This window comes from Streptomyces sp. NPDC006283, assembly GCF_040613325.1.
In the GTDB taxonomy this organism is placed as follows: domain Bacteria; phylum Actinomycetota; class Actinomycetes; order Streptomycetales; family Streptomycetaceae; genus Streptomyces.
Genome location: NZ_JBEXRZ010000060.1, coordinates 20524 through 38099 on the forward strand (window position 1 = coordinate 20524; position 17576 = coordinate 38099).

At 69.7% G+C, this 17576-nt stretch carries 18 protein-coding genes and 1 tRNA gene; 14 read left to right on the top strand and 5 right to left on the bottom strand.

What is annotated here, in order from left to right; genetic code table 11:
- Positions 1–32 precede the first annotated feature (32 nt).
- From ABZ070_RS15295 to ABZ070_RS15310, 4 genes are all read left to right on the top strand, one after another.
- On the top strand, positions 33–368 hold the full coding sequence (locus ABZ070_RS15295; RefSeq protein ID WP_356633861.1) for a hypothetical protein: 336 nt from the start codon (positions 33–35) through the stop codon (positions 366–368).
- Positions 369–538: 170 nt separating this feature from the next.
- Positions 539–907 carry a WhiB family transcriptional regulator gene (locus ABZ070_RS15300; protein ID WP_356633863.1) on the top strand — a complete coding sequence of 123 codons (369 nt, stop codon included), beginning with the start codon at positions 539–541 and terminating at the stop codon, positions 905–907.
- Entirely contained in the window at positions 904–1227 is a 324-nt protein-coding gene (locus ABZ070_RS15305) for a hypothetical protein (protein WP_356633865.1), read from the top strand. The genes ABZ070_RS15300 and ABZ070_RS15305 overlap by 4 nt, the downstream gene beginning before the upstream one ends.
- 92 nt (positions 1228–1319) lie before the next feature.
- Entirely contained in the window at positions 1320–1520 is a 201-nt protein-coding gene (locus ABZ070_RS15310; protein ID WP_356633867.1) for a hypothetical protein, read from the top strand.
- 66 nt (positions 1521–1586) lie between these two features.
- Here the strand turns inward: ABZ070_RS15310 and ABZ070_RS15315 are convergent, their stop codons facing one another.
- Both ABZ070_RS15315 and ABZ070_RS15320 read right to left on the bottom strand, forming a co-directional pair.
- Positions 1587–2948, bottom strand: a complete 1362-nt coding sequence (locus ABZ070_RS15315; protein ID WP_356633869.1) for an AarF/ABC1/UbiB kinase family protein — start codon at positions 2946–2948, stop codon at positions 1587–1589.
- A gap of 63 nt (positions 2949–3011) precedes the next feature.
- Complete coding sequence (locus ABZ070_RS15320) at positions 3012–4154, bottom strand: ThiF family adenylyltransferase (protein WP_356633871.1); 1143 nt, start codon at positions 4152–4154, stop codon at positions 3012–3014.
- 197 nt (positions 4155–4351) lie between these two features.
- Between ABZ070_RS15320 and ABZ070_RS15325 the strand changes: the two genes are divergently transcribed.
- The 4 genes from ABZ070_RS15325 (at position 4352) to ABZ070_RS15340 (ending at position 8174) form a co-directional block, all read left to right on the top strand.
- Positions 4352–4975 carry a M48 family metallopeptidase gene (locus tag ABZ070_RS15325; protein WP_356633873.1) on the top strand — a complete coding sequence of 208 codons (624 nt, stop codon included), beginning with the start codon at positions 4352–4354 and terminating at the stop codon, positions 4973–4975.
- A 107-nt stretch (positions 4976–5082) separates the two neighbouring features.
- Entirely contained in the window at positions 5083–6705 is a 1623-nt protein-coding gene (locus ABZ070_RS15330; RefSeq protein ID WP_356633875.1) for a TerD family protein, read from the top strand.
- 13 nt (positions 6706–6718) lie between these two features.
- Positions 6719–7399: an AIM24 family protein gene (locus tag ABZ070_RS15335; RefSeq protein ID WP_356633877.1), complete on the top strand. Its 681-nt coding sequence runs from the start codon at positions 6719–6721 to the stop codon at positions 7397–7399.
- A gap of 19 nt (positions 7400–7418) precedes the next feature.
- A complete protein-coding gene (locus ABZ070_RS15340; protein ID WP_356633879.1) occupies positions 7419–8174 on the top strand; it encodes an AIM24 family protein in 756 nt (251 codons plus the stop codon).
- An 87-nt stretch (positions 8175–8261) separates the two neighbouring features.
- Here the strand turns inward: ABZ070_RS15340 and ABZ070_RS15345 are convergent, their stop codons facing one another.
- The gene (locus ABZ070_RS15345; RefSeq protein WP_356633881.1) at positions 8262–8798 is read right to left on the bottom strand and encodes an NUDIX hydrolase; all 537 of its coding nucleotides are present in this window, start codon (positions 8796–8798) and stop codon (positions 8262–8264) included.
- A complete protein-coding gene (locus tag ABZ070_RS15350; RefSeq protein WP_356633883.1) occupies positions 8795–10255 on the bottom strand; it encodes a zinc-dependent metalloprotease in 1461 nt (486 codons plus the stop codon). The genes ABZ070_RS15345 and ABZ070_RS15350 overlap by 4 nt, the downstream gene beginning before the upstream one ends.
- Before the next feature lie 191 nt (positions 10256–10446).
- Here ABZ070_RS15350 and ABZ070_RS15355 point away from each other — a divergent pair, with 191 nt between their 5' ends.
- The 4 genes from ABZ070_RS15355 to ABZ070_RS15370 all read left to right on the top strand — a co-directional run bounded on the left by ABZ070_RS15355 (position 10447) and on the right by ABZ070_RS15370 (position 13690).
- On the top strand, positions 10447–11574 hold the full coding sequence (locus ABZ070_RS15355; RefSeq protein WP_356633885.1) for an SDR family oxidoreductase: 1128 nt from the start codon (positions 10447–10449) through the stop codon (positions 11572–11574).
- 130 nt (positions 11575–11704) lie between these two features.
- Positions 11705–12169 carry a molybdenum cofactor biosynthesis protein MoaE gene (locus ABZ070_RS15360; protein WP_356633887.1) on the top strand — a complete coding sequence of 155 codons (465 nt, stop codon included), beginning with the start codon at positions 11705–11707 and terminating at the stop codon, positions 12167–12169.
- Positions 12170–12340: 171 nt separating this feature from the next.
- Positions 12341–12517: a hypothetical protein gene (locus tag ABZ070_RS15365; RefSeq protein WP_356633889.1), complete on the top strand. Its 177-nt coding sequence runs from the start codon at positions 12341–12343 to the stop codon at positions 12515–12517.
- Between the two features lie 84 nt (positions 12518–12601).
- Positions 12602–13690, top strand: a complete 1089-nt coding sequence (locus ABZ070_RS15370) for a PDZ domain-containing protein (RefSeq protein WP_356633891.1) — start codon at positions 12602–12604, stop codon at positions 13688–13690.
- 76 nt (positions 13691–13766) lie between these two features.
- Here ABZ070_RS15370 and ABZ070_RS15375 read toward each other — a convergent pair whose 3' ends face one another.
- Positions 13767–14324 carry a PPA1309 family protein gene (locus ABZ070_RS15375; protein ID WP_356633893.1) on the bottom strand — a complete coding sequence of 186 codons (558 nt, stop codon included), beginning with the start codon at positions 14322–14324 and terminating at the stop codon, positions 13767–13769.
- A gap of 136 nt (positions 14325–14460) precedes the next feature.
- Here ABZ070_RS15375 and ABZ070_RS15380 point away from each other — a divergent pair, with 136 nt between their 5' ends.
- Positions 14461–17421 carry a UPF0182 family protein gene (locus tag ABZ070_RS15380; RefSeq protein ID WP_356633895.1) on the top strand — a complete coding sequence of 987 codons (2961 nt, stop codon included), beginning with the start codon at positions 14461–14463 and terminating at the stop codon, positions 17419–17421.
- A gap of 79 nt (positions 17422–17500) precedes the next feature.
- A tRNA-Met gene (locus ABZ070_RS15385) sits at positions 17501–17574 on the top strand.
- Positions 17575–17576 lie beyond the last annotated feature (2 nt).

Sequence of the window (17576 nt, forward strand, 5' to 3'; positions counted from 1 at the left end):
GGTCCCCGAGACGCCGAGAGGAGGCGATTCCAGTGATCAGCATCAACACCAGCTTCGTCAGCACCGCCAAAATGACCGATCGCTCGGTCGTCTCCGCCTGCTCGCTCGGCTTCTCTTCCGCGTTCGTCGGCACCGGTATGTCCGGCATCTCCGCCGTGCTTCCCGTGATCGGTCTGGGCGGTCTCCCCGTCCTGGAGCGCAATGAGCGACCGACCAAGGCACTGGAAGCAGGAGTAGCAGCGGCAGAGGCCCGGACCTATGCCTTTGCGGCAGCCAGTGCCAAGACCCGGCAGCAGACGCAGCACACGACGCAGCACCACATGAAGTGGGCCTTCCGCGGGCTCGAACCCTGGAGTGATCCAGCCTGATCCAGCATCAGGCCGGCGCCTTCAGGGCCGCGGAACCCCACCCGGGATCCGCGGCCCTTCTGTTTTCCCCAGCGGGAGCACAGAGCGAAGGGGCCTCGGGACCAGAAGCACCCGGTACCAACTGCCACCCGGCCGACCGGCCGGAACGAACAGACGAGGAACAACACACCGTGCAACTCGAAGCGCACGCCCCGTCCGTACCGCCTTCCGAGACGATCTCCCCGCCCGCTCGTACCGAGGACTCCGCCTTGACTCCCCTCACCGCGCTGACCGCGCTCGACGACGCCATCGAAAACCTCGGCGTACCCGTCCCGTGCCGTTCCTATGACCCGGAGGTCTTCTTCGCCGAGTCGCCGGCCGACGTCGAGTACGCCAAGTCCCTCTGCCGCACCTGCCCGCTGATGGAGGCCTGCCTCGCAGGCGCCAAGGAGCGGCGTGAGCCGTGGGGCGTCTGGGGCGGAGAGCTCTTCGTCCAGGGTGTTGTCGTCGCCCGCAAGCGGCCGCGTGGTCGCCCGCGCAAGAACCCGGTTGCGGCATGAACGCCATCGGAACCATCGATCGACCCATCACGCACGACCCCAAGAAGCTGGCTCCGATGACCTCTTCCACGCGTGAGCCGCAGAGCTCCGCCACCCCGGCAGTCACCACCATCGGCGCGAACGCCTCGCGTCAGAACAGGACCCGCGAAATGCAACTCATCCCAGAAGCCCTGGCCCGTGCGCATATGCACGAGCGCATGCGTGAAGTCGACGCGGAACGCCAGGCCGTGCGCCTGGTCGCCGCCCGACGCATGCAGCGCCGCGCCGAGCGCGTGTCGATGCGCGCGCGTCGCGCCCTGGCCATGGCCGTCATGCACTGACGGCAACACTCCCCGCGGGGGCCGGTCCCTACGGACCGGCCCCCGCGGTGCGTTGTCCCCGGGCGGGCGGGCCGTGGCGGTATCGTCGCGAGGTGGACCAGGACAAGACTCCTCACTCCGAGCGGCCGGGTGCCGAGAGCGTCGTGTGCGCCGGCTGCGGCGCGGTCGCGGAGGGGGTGCCGACGACCTGGATCTTCTCCGTGGAGAACGGAGTGCGCCACTACTTCTGCGAGGACTGCGCGCGGGCCAACATCAGGGCGATCGAGGGCAGGCTCGACTCGAACTGGTGGTGACCGGGGCTCGAAGCCCCCGGCAGGCCTCGGGCGCGAGGGCTTCCTGACCGGCTCCCTGGGCCGGGGCTACGCCTCGACTGCGGCGCTGTCCTCGGAGTCTTCCTCCGCCAGGAAACCGGGCAACCACGATTCGAGTTCGTCCCGCAGCCGCACGGTCGCGTTCAACTGGCAGAGGACACCGATCGTGCTCAGCGTGACCCGGTGTATCAGCAGATACGAGGGCGGCAGGTTGAGCTGCTTGCCCAACTGGTGGGCAGGGGAGCGGATGTCGGCGATCCGCGCCGCCTGGGCGCGCATCCAGCCGCGGGTGAAGGTGAACTCCTCCACCTCCGCCGGTTCGATGATCGGCAGCAGATAGTCGAGAACCGCGTCCGGGTCGAGGTCGATGGTCTCCTTGACGAAGCCCTCCTCGCACAGCAGCCCATAGACGGCGTCCGCCTCGCCCTCCAGAGTCATGCGCAGACATTCGCCTATGGTGTCGGGCAGTCCGCCGGACAGCCGGTCCACCGTGCCGAAGTCCAGCACGCCGAGACGCCAGCCGTCGCCGTCGTCGGCCGGCAGCAGCCGGAAGTTGCCCGGGTGCGGGTCGGCGTGCAGAAGTCCCGTGCGCGCGGGGCCGGAGAAGAGGAAGCGCGCCAGCAGTTGGCCCGCGCGGTCCCGCTCCTCGGCCGTGCCGCCGGAGATCACCTCGGCCAGAGGTATGCCGTCGATCCACTCCGTCACCAGGACCTGGTCGCTCTGGTGCACCACATCCGGGATCGCCACGTCGGCATCGTCCGCGAATTCCGCAGCGTGCTCGCGCTGGGCCTGCGCCTCCAGCGCGTAGTCCAGTTCCTCGGAGACACGGTCCCGCAGCTCTGAGATCAGCGGCTTGATGTCCATGCCGGGGATGAGTGGACCCAACAGGCGGGCGAACCGGCTCAACTGGTTCAGATCCGACAGGAGGGCCTCTCCCGCCCCTGGGTACTGAACCTTGACGGCGACCTCGCGCCCGTCGTGCCAGACAGCACGGTGCACCTGTCCGATCGATGCGGCTGCCGCGGGCTTGTCCTCGAAGCTCAGGAACAGCTCGCGCCAGTCCTCTCCCAGGCGCTCCTCGAGCACCGCGTGGACCGTGCGCGTCGGCATGGGAGGGGCCGCTTCCTGAAGCTTCGTCAGGGCGGCCCGATACGGTCCCGCTATCTCCTCGGGGAGTGCAGACTCGAAGACGGACAGGGCCTGTCCGAACTTCATCGCACCGCCCTTGAGCTCGCCGAGCACCTTGAACAGCTGCTCGGCCGTCCGCTGTTGCAGCTCGCGGGCCACGATCTCGGCGGACTTGCCGCCGATCCGTTTGCCCAGCCCCCACGTTGCCCGGCCGGCGAAGCCCAGTGGCAGCGCTGCCAACTTGGCGGTCCGGGTGACCGCCTTCCGGGGAAGATCAGACATGCGCCCCTCCAAATCCCAGACAGCCTGCCGCGTGCGCCTACGGCATCACTCCGTCGACCGCGGTTACCCGGTCATTGTCTCGTGTATCGAACCGACCGGCGGTGTGTGCCCCCTCTCAGTGTTCCCCGCCGCGCTGCAGGCGCAGTCGAGGTGGGGTGCGACCAGTTCCGACCGCCAGGACAGTTGCGGCAGTGACACCTCCCACCGTGCGCCCGTGCTCGTGGGCGCCTCGCCGTCGAGGAAGGACAGCGCGTGACACGCCGCCATCCCGGCCACGGCGGTGGCGAGCGCGATGTCGCATGCGGTCACCGTCCGGCGGCGGCCCGAGCGCCACTGCGCGAGCAGCCTGGGCCTGCCCGGGTCGTGTTCGGCCCGACCTTGCTCCATGCAGCCGGCGCAGGCCGTGCAGCCGGGCAGCACCAACGGGCCGACCACGCCGGTCGCTTCGACAACTCCGGCGTAGAGATGCGGAGTCCCTGTGGTGATCCACTCCTCGGCCTCGGCGGGAGGGGGCGCGTAGGCGGCCAGCCCGTCGCGCGGCGCCACCACGACGAGGCTGAGGCCGGGCTCGCTCACGGCCGGCTCCTTCGCCTCGGCGGCCCGCGGTGGACGGTCGGGGGCGGTGCGCCGGACCAGCCGCCTGGCCGCTGCGTCTCGGCGGGTCCCGACCGCCTCCGCCGGCAGCCCGCCGGGTGCCACGTCCGCAGGCTCCGTGTATCCACCGTCCAGTACCTCGACCCGCCCCACCCCTGCAGCCGACAGCGTCGAGGCGATCGTCGCACCCACGCGCCCCGCTCCGCGGACCTGGACCCGTATGGCCCGCCGCGCGGCCACGCGGCCGGCAGCTCCGCCCGGCTCGGGATGGATGACGGACAGCGCGGCCAGGTCCGGTCGCAGCCGGTCGTGAGCCGTGGTCCGCCTGCGCAGCGCATCGGCCGCCGGGCCGCCGGCGGTCGGGTCGTCGAGCAGCCCCGCCGCCGTCAGGCGGTTCACCAGGGCTTCCGCCCTGCCGTCCGGCAGGCCCATCGCCCGCGCCTCCTCGCGCAGCAGCGGCAGGCCCCGTGTCCCGTCCAACAACTCCATCAAGGCGCCGGTGGCGGTGTCCACGGGCCCGAGCGTGACCGCGTGCGCCGGCGTGACGCCGAACTGCACGGACTGACGGTCCCGCCATGCCCGCCTCAAGGCAGGCTTCATCATCGGATGCATATCCGCTCCCCCGCTGATCTTTCCGAGAAGGCTCGTCTGTGCGCCGTTGTCAGAATGCAGGGCCGCGGAGACGGCCGTGAAAAGTTGTCCACAGGCACCGTGTATTAGTCGTTCAAATGGTGCAGTCATGGGGTGGATCACGTGCGAACCGTTCCGGGGGTGGGACTTCTCCCGCTGACAGCGGGTAACGTCGGGTCGTGTCCGTCGATCCATCCCCTCGCCTCTCCGGCGAGACCTCGCCGCGCGGTGCGGGGAGTCAGCAGCGTGGCGCCAAACGCCCCCTGCCCCGTGGCTCGTGGACGAGTGCGGTCGAGGTTCGCCGCAGCACCCGGCGCAGCAGGACCGTCTCCGCCTACCGGGAGGGCGACCGCACCATCGTGCTCATCCCGGCCCGGATGTCCGAGGCGGAGGAGCAGCGCTGGGTCGGTGTCATGCTCGACAAACTCGCGGCGCAGGAGAGCAAGCGGGTCCTCGGCGACGTGGAGCTGACCGAACGGGCGGAGCGCCTGTCCACCCAGTATTTCGACGGGCGCGCGCGGCCCGCCTCCGTGCGCTGGGTGACGAACCAGAACACCCGCTGGGGATCCTGCACGCCGGCGGAGGGCAGCATCCGTTTGTCGCACCGGCTGCAGGGCATGCCCGAGTACGTCGTGGACTACGTCCTCGTCCACGAGTTGGCTCATCTGCTCGTGCCCGGTCACGGACCACGCTTCTGGCGACTGCTCGAGGCCTATCCCCGTACCGAGCGCGCCCGCGGCTATCTGGAGGGCGTCGTCGCCGCCGACCGGCTGCCCCAACTGCCCGCCGCGCGCGGAGAGTGACTGTCGACGTTCCTGTACCGAATGTGTACCGGCTTGGCTCAATGTTGCACTCAACCGTTAGCCTGACGCGACGCATTCAAATTCGGGATGGGGGACGGTCGTAACGCATGGCCAGGGAATTCCAACGCGGCCACAAGGCCAAGATCAGTGATCTCACGCCGGGAACGGATCTGTACGTAGGTGTGCAGATCGCCGCTCCTGGACTGACCTTCGACATCAGCTGCTTCGGTCTGGATGCCAACGAGCAGCTTTCGGACGACCGGTACTTCATCTTCTTCAACCAGCCGAAGTCGCCCGAGGAGTCCATCCAACTGCTCGGGGCGCAGTCCGGCGACACCGAGTCGTTCCGCGTCACGCTGGACCGCATCCCGGCGAACATCCACAAGCTCTCCTTCACCGCCACGATCGACGGTGCCGGGCAGATGTCCCAGGTCGGCCCCGGGTACATCCGCATCGTCGCCGGCGGTGAAGAGGTCGTCCGGTACGCCTTCACCGGCTCGGAGTTCACGACCGAGCGTGCGGTCATGCTGGGCGACTTCTACCTGAAGGACGTCTGGCGCTTCGCCGCGGTCGGACAGGGCTTCGACGGCGGCCTCGAAGCGCTGCTGAAGAACTTCGGCGGCGAGGTCGCGGAGGAACCGGCCCAGCAGCAGCCGCAGGCCGCTGCGCCGTCGTTCGCACCGCCGCCCCAGGCCGCCGCGCCGGCTCCCGCTTTCGGGGCGCCCGCCGCCCCGCAGGCTCCGCAGCCCGCGCCGTCGTTCGGAGCGCCGGCCGGTCAGGCGCCGCCCCCGCAGCCGCAGATGCACGCCGCACCGACCATGGCCGCGCCGATGAGCCCGCCGGCCGGCACCGTGCCGCCGCCCGCCCCGTCGCCGTACGGACAGCCGCCGCAGCCGCAGCAGCCGCAGTTCGGCCAAGTACCGGGCCAGGTCCCCGGTCAGCTGCCGCAGCAGGGCACGCCGCCGCCCTACGGCCAGCAGGCCCCTGCCCCGTACGGACAGCAGCAGCCGCCCGGTATGCCTCCGGGCGGGGCGCCCCAGGGCGTCCCCCAGGGTGTGCCGCAGACCGGCGCGGGCCTGCAGGCCGCGCTGCAGCCGTACCGCGAGACCGCCACGGGCCAGCGCTGGACCCCGCAGAACCAGCAGCTCATGCGCGTCGACCTGACCATGGGAGGCACGCCCGTGCTGGCCCGCCAGGGCAGCATGGTCATGTACCAGGGCAAAGTCGACTTCAGTTACAAGGGTGCCGGTTTCGCCGGCCGTGTGGTCGGCAACGCCACCGGCCAGGAAATGCAGTTGATGCGCTGCTCCGGACGCGGCCAGGTCTTCCTCGCCGAGGACGGTGCGCATCTGCACTCGATCGAGCTCCAGGGCGACGGCATCTGCGTGTCCGCGGAGAACGTGCTCGCCTTCGACGAGTCGCTGCAGCACGAGGTGCGACGCATCGAGGGCCACGGCATCCCGGGCGGCGCGCTGTTCACCATGATGTTCCAGGGCACCGGTACGGTCGTCGTCAAGACCCACGGCATTCCCGTGGTCCTGCCGGTCACCCCGACCACGTTCGCCGACTGCAACGCGGTCGTCGCCTGGTCGGCAGCCTCGCAGGTCATCCTCTCCAGCCAGGTCCGGCTGCGCCGCAACGCGTACCCGGGACACAGCGGAGAGACCGTGAACCTCCAATTCCGGGGCGCCCCCGGCAATTTCATCGTCGTCCAGCCGTACGAGGTCTGAGGGAGCCCGAAGAATGAACCAGCAACTCGCGGGCTTCGCCCCGACCCCGATCGCGGCCCGGATGGAGAACCACGGCCGCACCATGCTCAAGGTCGCCATGGCCACCGGCCAGGACCTGTACGCGCGCACCGGCTCGATGGTCGCCTACGAGGGCTTCGTCCAGTACGAGCCCAACCCGCCGGCCGTGCGGCAGATCGCCGCCCAGTGGGTGACCGGCGAGGGCGCTCCCATCATGAAGTGCTCCGGTGACGGGCTGCTCTACCTCGCCGACTACGGCGCCGACGTCGTCGTCATCAACCTCAACAACGACTCCATCTCGGTCAACGGCACCAATGTGCTGGCCTTCGACGCGCACCTCCAGTGGGGCGTCGAGAAGGTCAAGGGCCTGGCCAAGTTCGCCGGCCAGGGCCTGTGGAACGTGGAGATCGCGGGCACCGGCTGGGTCGCCCTGACCTCGCGCGGCACGCCGATCGTCGTCGACTGCGGCCGCGGTGAGGACGAGACGTACGTCGACCCCGACGCCCTCGTCGCCTGGTCCCCGAACCTGAAGGTGAAGGGCAAGCGCAGCTTCAAGGCCTCCTCGCTCATCGGGCGGGGCAGTGGAGAGGCCTACCAGATGGCCTTCTCCGGCCAGGGCATCGTCGTCGTACAGCCGAGCGAGGACAGTACCGACCGCCTGCGGATCCGGCACTGAGGGGGAGCGAGAACACATCATGCAGAGCCCGCTTTTCAGTCACACAGAACAGCAGAGCCAGGACCGGTACGTCGTCCAGAACCCGCAGCTGCTGCGGGTGGCGCTGACCGGCCACGACGACATCCTGGCCCGCAAGGGCGCCATGGTGGCGTACCAGGGGCTCGTCGACTTCGACGGCGAGTACCAGACGAGCAGCCAGCGCCGCGCCCGCGCCAACACCGGTGAGGGTCTGGACCTGATGCGCTGCTCCGGGCAGGGCACGGTCTACTTCGCCAACCTGGCCCAGTACATCCATGTGGTGGACGTCGACCAGGAGGGCATGACGGTCGACAGCGCCTATGTCCTGGCGCTCGACTCCACGCTGCACACCGAAGTGATCGCGGTGGACAGCCAGTACGGCATCTCCGGCTCCGGCAAGTACCAGCTCAACATCTCCGGACGGGGCAAGGTCGCGCTGATGACCTCCGGCCAGCCGCTGATGATGCAGGTGACCCCTGACAAGTACGTCAGCGTCGACGCGGACGCCATCGTTGCCTGGTCCTCCGCGCTGCGGGTGCAGATGCAGGCGCAGACGCACTCCTCCGGGGTGCGCCGCCGCCGCGGCAACACCGGAGAGGGCTGGGAGCTCAGCTTCCTCGGTCAGGGCTTCGCCCTGGTCCAGCCCAGCGAGGTCATGCCCCCGCAGAACGCGGAGCTCGGGCAGGGCGTCCGGGCGCAGTTCGGCGCGGGCCCTCACGGCTCGCACGCGCAGAACCAGAACAACGCCTGGAACTAGAGGCATCAGCAGGGGGCGGCCGCCTCGGCCGCCCCCTGCTCGTTCTGCTCTCAGGCGTGTCGATCGCTGCTGCAGCGACGCACGCTGCTACAGACTCGCGCGCTCCAGAGCCGCACGCGTGCGCTCCACCAGCCGGACCACCGACTCGTCGGCCACATCCGGCACTTGTGCGTAGTCGAACCAGCGCAGGTCCAGTGACTCGTCGCTGATCGCCTCGACCGATCCGCCCGGGGCCAGCGCCGCGTACTGCACGTCCAGGTGCCAGTGGCACGGGGCGGGGATGGGATGCCGGTCGAGTGCGACCGGACCCCCCTGGAGCAGGGCAAGGCCTTCGATCCCGGACTCCTCCGTGGCCTCGCGCAGCGCCGCCGCGGCGAGGGTCGCGTCACCGGGCTCGCAGTGGCCGCCCATCTGCAGCCACATGCCGAGCTTCTTGTGCAGCGTCAGCAGAACCTGCCCGCGCTCAGGGTCGATCACCAGGGCGCTCGCCGTGAGGTGTCCGGCCTCGCAGGCCTTCCACATCCCGTCCGGGTGCCGGTTCAGATGGTCCAGGTAGAGCTGCCGCAGCTCTGCCTGGTCCTCGTAGTCCTTCAGTACGAGGACGGCGTCGTCGTGCAGGCTCACTTGTTGTCGTCGCCCTTGCCGTCGGTGTCGCCGCCGTCTTCGGCGCTGCCGGCCTCGGGGCTCTCGTCGGCCTTGCCGCCCTTGCCGCCGCCCGACGCGGCCTCGCCGAGCATCTTGTCCAGCTCCGAGAAGTCGAGCTGCTCGCGGTGGACGAAGCCGTCCGGGTCGTCCAGGTCGGTGGCGGTCGGCAGCATGTCCGGGTGCTCCCACAGGGCGTCCCGCCCGTCCACGCCGCGCGCGTCGGTAAGGGAGGCCCACAGTCGTGAGGCGTCCCGCAGCCTGCGCGGACGCAGCTGGAGGCCGATCAGGGTGGCGAACGTCTGCTCGGCGGGACCACCGGTGGCCCGGCGCCTGCGCAGCGTCTCGCGCAGCGCGCTCGCCGACGTCAGACGGGGCGAGGCGGCCTCGTGGACCACTGCGTCCACCCAGCCCTCGACAAGCGCGAGCGCGGTCTCCAGACGGGCCAGGGCAGCCTTCTGCTCCGCCGTGTCCTCCGGCTGGAACATGCCCTGCTGGAGCGCTTCCTGAAGCTGCTCGGGATGCGAGGGGTCGAACTGGCCGACCACGTCCTCCAGCTTGGAGGTGTCGACCTTGATCCCGCGGGCGTAGCCCTCGACCGCGCCGAACAGGTGCGAGCGCAGCCACGGCACATGGGCGAAGAGCCGCTGGTGGGCGGCCTCCCGCAGCGCCAGGTACAGCCGCACTTCTTCCCTGGGCACGCCGAGGTCCTTGCCGAGCGCCTCGACGTTCAGCGGGAGCAGAGCCGCTTTGCCGGCCGGGCCGAGCGGCAGACCGATGTCGGTCGAGCCGACCACCTCGCCCGCCAGCACGCCGACCGCCTGGCCGATCTGCTGACCGAACATGGCACCGCCCATCGAGCGCATCATCCCGATCAGCGGACCTGCCATGGCCTGCATCTCCTCGGGCAGTACATCGCCCATGGCGAGGCCGACGCGTTCCGCCACGGGGTCGACGAGCTGCTGCCACGCCGGCAGCGTCGCCTCGACCCACTCCGCGCGGCTCCACGCCACGGCCGTGCTCGCGCCCGACGGCAGCGAGGTCGCGCCGTCCAGCCACAGGTCGGCGAGGCGCACGGCCTCCTCGACCGCGGTGCGCTCGACCGGGCCGACGCTCGCGTCCTTGGTGCCGTCCGGCGTTCCCTGGGAGACGGTCTGGCGCGCGATCTGCTTGGCCATGTCCCAGTTGACCGGTCCGCCCTCGTAGCTCAGCATCTGGCCGAGCTGCTGGAAGGCGGCACCCAGGTCGTTCGGGTTCAGGGAGCCGAACATGGCCGCGAAGGGGTTCTCCCCGCCGCTGTCACCGAAACCGAACCCGAAGGGGTCGGCCGGGGACCCACCGGAGCCCTGGCCACCTCCGCCGGGATTCTTCTTCTTGCCCTCGTCGCCGTTCTCCGGCTCCTCCGGCGGAAGGCCGAATCCGAATGGGGTGTCACTCACGGGTTTCCTCGGCTCGTAGGGCCGCCGGCTTCCTGCCGGCGGCGGCTGCCCGACAACACCACCCAGCGTAGACATCCGAACCGCTTACGGGCTCGGTGCTCCGCCGACACTTGGCCTGCGGCAGGATGGACGGCACCTGGTGCGTATGCGTCATTCGCTTACGTACTGAAGACAACCGCTGGAGACGCCTGGTGAGTTCCCCAGATCCGCAGGTTCGCGCAGCGCGAAACCACTCAACCCCGGCTGCCCGCCGGGAGCCGTCCGGCCGTGGCCCCGTCGTCGCGGTCACCGGCGCCGCCACCGGCGTCGGTGACCTGCTCACGAAGCGCCTGGCCGCATCCGAGGAGGTCAAGCAGGTCGTCGCCCTGGACGAGCGGCGGGGCGAGGTGACCGAGGCGCAGTGGCACATTCTGGATGTGCGCGACCCTGCCATCGCGGAGAAGCTCCGCGGGGCCGACGTCGTCGTGCACCTGGCTCTCGACCTCGACCTGGAGTCCGATCCCGCCGCACGGACCGCCTACAACGTCCGCGGCACCCAGACCGTGCTGACCGCGGCGGCCGCCGCCGGTGTCCACCGCGTCGTCCTGTGCACCTCGGCGATGGTCTACGGCGCGCTGCCCGACAACGACGTCCCGCTCTCCGAGGACGCGGAGCTGCGCGCCACCGCGGAGGCGACCGGCGTCGGGGACCTGCTGGAGATCGAGCGGCTGGCGCGCCGTGCGCCGCGCGCCCACCCCGGTCTCAACGTCACCGTGGTGCGGCCCGCCGTCCTGGTGGGCGGCACCGACACCGCGCTCACCCGCTACTTCGAGTCGCCGCGGCTGCTCGTCGTCGCCGGATCGCGCCCCACCTGGCAGTTCTGCCATGTCGAGGACCTGGTGAGTGCTCTGGAGTACGCCGCGCTCGAGAAGGTCGAGGGTGAGCTCGCCGTCGGTTGCGACGGATGGCTGGAGCAGGAGGAGGTCGAGGAACTCAGCGGCATCCGGCGCATGGAGCTGCCGTCCGCGGTCGCCCTGGGCGCGGCGGCCCGGCTCCACCGGATCGGGCTCACGCCCTCCCCGGCCGGGGACCTCGCGTACACGATGCACCCCTGGGTGGTCAGCGTGAGCCGTCTCCACGATGCCGGATGGCGACCTCGGTGGACCAACGAGGAGGTGCTGGCCGCGCTCCTGGAGGAGGTCGAGGGCAGGCACACCGTCGCGGGACGGCGCCTGGGCCGCAAGGACGCCACAGCCGCGGGTGCCGCGGGTGCGACGGTCGCGCTGCTGGGCACGGCCGCCCTGGTGCGCAGGGCGCGCAAGGCGCGCCGCAGGATCTGACGGGCCCCGCGCGGCACGGGTGCTGCAGGAGGTTCCGAGGGTCCGCTGTAGGAGGCTCCAAGGGTGGGGAGCCGCGATCGGTCGAAGGGGCTATTCCGCGATGTCGGCGGTGTACGGCACGATGGGTGGCATGGCACGCACGTACGACCACCCAGGTGAGCAGGCGGCGCAGGACCCCATCCGGCTGCTGGAGATCCGTGACACGCCGCTCTCGCTCGACGAGGTCTTCGCGGCGGTCGGCGACGACGCGGCGGGCGGCACCGCCCTCTTCGTCGGCACCGTGCGCAACCATGACGGCGGTGCCGACGTGGACACCCTCGGTTACTCGTGCCACCCGACGGCGGAGGCGGAGATGCGCCGTATCGCGGAGAAGATCGCCGCGGACTATCCCGTCCGGGCGCTGGCCGCCGTCCACCGTGTGGGTGACCTCGCCGTCGGGGATCTCGCGGTGGTCGTCGCCGTGTCGTGCCCGCACCGGGGCGAGGCGTTCGAGGCCTGCCGGAAGCTGATCGACAACCTCAAGCACGAGGTGCCGATCTGGAAGCACCAGCGGTTCTCGGACGGTGCGGAGGAGTGGGTCGGCGTTCAGGGGTGACAGGACGGGGCCGTTGACCGTCCGGTCTTGTCGAGGTTGCTTCCACTGAAACCCGGTCGCCACCCATCCGCCCGATTTGCGTAACCGCACCCCTGCCGTGAGCGTTGAAGCGGCAGACGACTAATCTGCTGATCACTCAGTCGTTGGCGCTCATGGGGTAGGGAGGTCGCGATGGCAGTTCTGGCCTGGTTGCTGATTCCGCTGTTCGCTGCTGTCGGTGCTGCGATATGGGCGGGCTGGGCGTCACGGGACCGCACCAGCGGCGACGTGGCCGAGCTCGCGGGCTACGCACGGTTCCGCGACGCGATGGAGCAGGCCGCTCCCGGAACCGACGCCCTACGCCCCTGACCCAGACCGCCGGCAGCCGCTGACGGACCCCGCACGGACCGGCCCCGACGGTGCGTTCACAGGCATGTCCCGTACTGTCGTTCCATGCCACGCCGCACTGCGACGATGCTCGCCTCCACCCTCATCTTCATCGCGCTGCTCTGCGCAGGCGTGTTCCTCAAGGTGCCCTACGCCGAGATGTCGCCCGGACCGACGGTGAACACCCTCGGCTCCGCCGACGGCGAGCCGGTGCTCAAGATCTCGGGCCGCAAGACGTACCCGGCGACCGGTCACCTCAACATGACGACCGTCAGGGTCACCGGCGCGGACTACCAGATGAATCTCCTCGAAGCCGTCTACGGCTGGGTGGCGCACGACAACGTGGTGGTGCCGCACGACACCCTCTACCCGAACGGGAAGACGGAGGAGCAGTCGACGCAGGAGAACGCCGAGGAGTTCAGCCAGTCCCAGGAGAGCGCCAAGGTCGCCGCGCTGCGCCAGCTGAAGATCCCGGTCAAGGAACGGGTCGTGGTCTCGTCCGTCGTCAAGGACTCTCCGTCGGAGAACAAGCTGCACGCCGGGGACGTGATCCGTGCCGTCGACGGCACGACGGTCGAACAGCCGCAGGATGTCGCCAAGCTGGTCGTGAAGCACAAGCCCGGCGAGGACGTCGTCTTCACCGTGGTCCCCGCCGACGAGGCGGCCGCCGCGGAGAAGGCCGGCAAGGAGCCCCAGGGCACCGAGACCGTCACGGTCAAGACGGTGAAGGCCGAGGACGACGGCCGGGCGATCGTCGGCATCCAGGCGGGCGCCGACCACACGTTCCCGTTCACCATCGACATCAATCTGGCCGACGTCGGCGGCCCGAGCGCCGGTCTGATGTTCGCGCTCGGCATCGTCGACAAGCTCACGACCGGGGACATGACGGGCGGCAACTTCGTCGCCGGAACCGGCACGATCGACGAGAACGGCAAGGTCGGCCCGATCGGCGGCATCGAGATGAAGCTCGTCGGAGCGCGCGACGCGGGAGCGGAGTACTTCCTGACGCCCAGCGACAACTGCGCCTCCGCCGCCTCCGACATCCCGGACGGGCTGACGCTGGTGAAGGTCGACACCATCGCCGACGCCGCCAAGTCCCTCGCCAAGATCAGCAAGGGCGACACCGCGGGCCTGCCGAGCTGCACGACCGGCTGACCCGCGAGCAGCGAACGAGCGTGAAAAGCGGCGCCGCGCCCCGTCGGGGGTGCGGCGCCGCTGCTCGGTGCGGGGATTACGCCTCGAAGGTGGCGGCGAGGGCTTCGGCCAGGCCGGGAACGAGGCCCGCCCCGGTCAGCACCTCGTTGGGGGAGTCCTTCTCGCGCAGCCGCAGCGCGGACTCCCGCGAGCCGTCGCGCAGGACGGCCACCGTCATCCGGACCTCCTGACGGCCGGGGTGCTTGGCGACCCAAGCGGTCAGTGCGGCGTCATCGAGACCGTCGGGTACGGAGGCCTCGGCGGACGGTGGCAGCATCAGCCGCTCCACGGTCAAGGCGCAGCCGGCCACCGCTTCGGGCCAGGCGATGGTGCCGAGAAACTCGTCCAGCGGGGTGCCGGCCGGGATCTCGTCCTGCTCGACGGGGGTGAGGGGCGCGGCCGCGTCAGCGCTGTCGAGGCCGAGCTGGGCGGCGAGGCCCGGTTCCTGGGAGCGCAGCTGAGCGGTGTCGACGAGGGCGAAGAGCCGGGCCGGCTGGTCCCAGCCGAGACCGGCGGCGTACTCGTCGATTTCGAGCACGGCGCGGGTGAGCGGGGTCGCGGCCATGGGGGGGCCGGAGGGAGAGACGTTGGACATGGTCAATATCCTGCCTCCTTACTGCCCCGCGGCGGGAACTAGGTAAAGCCTCAGTAAGTTGCATGAGTGGGCTCTACGATCGCGGGGCCCGATTCACACAACCGCGAACTTCGAGGTGCGCACGTTGGCTTTCCAGATGCCGGACCGCGGCGGAGGCCCGACCGGGCCACGGATGAGAGTGGGCCGGCCGTCCCGGCGTGTCCGCACCCTGCTCATGACACTGGGTGTCCTGGCCGCCCTGGCCATGGTGTTCGTCATGTTCTCGGGGTTCTGGACCGACTGGCTCTGGTACCGCTCCGTCGACTACTCGTCTGTGTTCACCACCACCCTGTGGACCAAGATCGGCCTGTTCGCCGTCTTCGGTCTGCTGATGGCGCTCGCCGTCGGTGTGAACATCTGGCTGGCGCACCGGCTGCGGCCGCCGCTCAGCGCGATGTCGCTGGAGCAGCAGAGCCTCGACCGGTACCGCATGGGCATCGCTCCGTACAAGAAGTGGGTGCTCCTCGCGATCACCGCGCTCGTCGGGCTGATCGCCGGAGCCTCCGCCACCAGCCAGTGGCGTACGTGGCTGATGTGGATCAACGGGGTGCCCTTCGGTCAGAAGGACCCCCAGTTCAAGATGGACGTGGCGTTCTACGCGTTCGACCTGCCGTGGTACCGGTTCCTGCTCGGCTTCGGATTCGCGGCTGTCGTGCTGTCGCTGATCGCTGCCGCGCTGACCCACTACCTCTACGGCGGGCTGCGCATCACCAGCCCCGGCGCGCGGGCAACGGCCGCGGCCACCGGACACCTGTCGGTGCTGCTCGGTCTCTTCGTCGCGCTCAAGGCCGTCGCCTACTGGCTGGACCGGTACGGACTCGCGGTCAAGTCCAGTGACTTCAAGGCGACCGACAACTGGACAGGCCTGCGCTACGTCGACGCGAACGCCTACCTGCCGGCGAAGACGATCCTGTTCTGCATCGCCGTCATCTGCGCACTGCTGTTCTTCGCGACGCTGTGGCGCCGCACCTGGCAGCTGCCGGTGATCGGCTTCGGTCTGATGGTCCTGTCGGCGATCCTGATCGGCGGCCTGTACCCGGCGATCGTGCAGAAGTTCCAGGTCCAGCCGAACGAGCAGGCCAAGGAAGCGCCGTACATCCAGAAGAACATCGACGCGACCCGCGACGCCTACGGGATCGGCGGCGTGAAGCCCTCGGACTACCTGGGCCGCGGTCAGGTCAAGGACGGCCAGCAGCAGCGCAAGGACGCCGACTCGGCGGCCAGCTACCGCATCAACGACCCGAACATCGTCTCGCCCACTTTCCAGCAGCTGGAGCAGGAGCGGAAGTACTACCAGTTCCCCGCCACTCTGGACGTCGACCGCTACAAGGGCCAGGACACGGTCATCGGTCTGCGTGAGCTCAACCTTCAGGGCGTCGACAAGCGCAACTGGATCAACGACCACTTCACCTACACCCACGGTTACGGCGCCGTCGCGGCCAAGGGCACCGACACCGCCGCCGGCACGTCCGGCGCCCCGGACTTCACGGAGGCGGGCCTCCCGTCCAAGGGCAGCCTCGGAGACTACGAGCAGCGGATCTACTACGGCGAGAAGACCACCCAGTACTCGATCGTCGGCGGGCCGCAGAAGGAGCTCGACTACGAGAAGAACGACGGCTCCCAAGTCACCACCAGCTACAAGGGCAAGGGCGGCATCGACGTCTCCGGCCCGCTGAACCGTGCCGCGTACGCCGTCGCCTTCAACGAGCCGCAGATCATGTACTCGGGGGCCATTGGCGAAGGCTCCAAGATCCTCTACAACCGCACGCCCAAGGAGCGCGTCGAGGCGGTCGCCCCCTGGCTGACCATCGACGGCGACGCCTATCCGGCGGTCGTGGGCAAGCGGATCCAGTGGGTCATCGACGCATACACCACCACCAACGGCTATCCGTACGCGTCCCGTACGACGCTCGGTGACACCACGGCCGACTCGCTGACCGACCAGCAGCGCGCGGTGGTCGCCCAGCAGAACCAGGTCAACTACATCCGGAACTCGGTGAAGGCCACTGTCGACGCCTACGACGGCACCGTCACGCTCTACGAGTGGGACGAGAAGGACCCGGTCCTCAAGACCTGGAAGAAGGCCTTCCCCGGCACGGTGAAAGCCAAGAGCGACATCCCGGCCGACCTGAAGGCCCATCTGCGGTACCCGCAGGACATGTTCAAGGTCCAGCGCGAGCTGCTCACCCTGTACCACGTCACCAAGCCCGACCAGTTCTACAACGCGAGTGACGCCTGGCAGGTGCCCAACGACCCGACCAAGGCGACGGACAACAACGCGGTTCCGCCGTACTACCTGTCGATGAAGCTGCCGGGCGACGCGGCGCAGCAGTTCTCGCTGACGACGACCTTCACCCCGAGCGGCCGTCCGAATCTGCGCGCGTTCATGGCGGTGGACGCCGATGCCAACAGCGACAGCTACGGCAAGATCAGACTGCTGCGGGTGACGGACGACAAGGTCGACGGTCCCGAGCAGGTCCAGAGCCGGCTCAACAGACACGGCCCCATCGCCACTTACGTCCGTGACCTCAAGGGCGCCGACTCGACGATCAAGTACGGAAATCTGCTGACGGTCCCCCTGGACAGCGGGTTCCTGTACGTCGAGCCGATCTATGCCCAGGGCCGGGGCTCCGAGTATCCGCTGCTGAGCAAGGTGGCGGTCGTCTACGGCGAGAAGATCGGCTTCGCCGACGACCTCGCCGGAGCACTCAGCCAGGTCTTCGGGACGGAAGGGGCACCGGACGAGGAGACCCCGCCGACCGATCCGACCGAGCCGCCGGAGGAACCGGCCGAGCCGCCGGCCACCGGTGACGGCGCGCTCGCGGACGCCATCGCCGACGCGCAGAAGGCGTACAGCGACGCCCGGGCAGCCTTGGAGAAGAAGCCGACGGACTGGACCGCGTACGGCAAGGCCCAGGCCGATCTGGAGGCAGCCCTGCAGCGGGCGGCTGACGCCCAGAAGGCCCAGCCGGAATCGACACCCGGCTCCGAGCCCGAGACGACACCGGACGGCAAGCCCGACTCCAAGCCCGACGGAGAGGCGCCGCCCGGGGACTGAGCCTGCCGAGGGCCTGGGCTCTCGGCAGAGGGGCTGAGCAGGCACCATCCCGCGTCGTGGTACGGTTGCAACACAACGGCGCGGGGTGGAGCAGCTCGGTAGCTCGCTGGGCTCATAACCCAGAGGTCGCAGGTTCAAATCCTGTCCCCGCTACT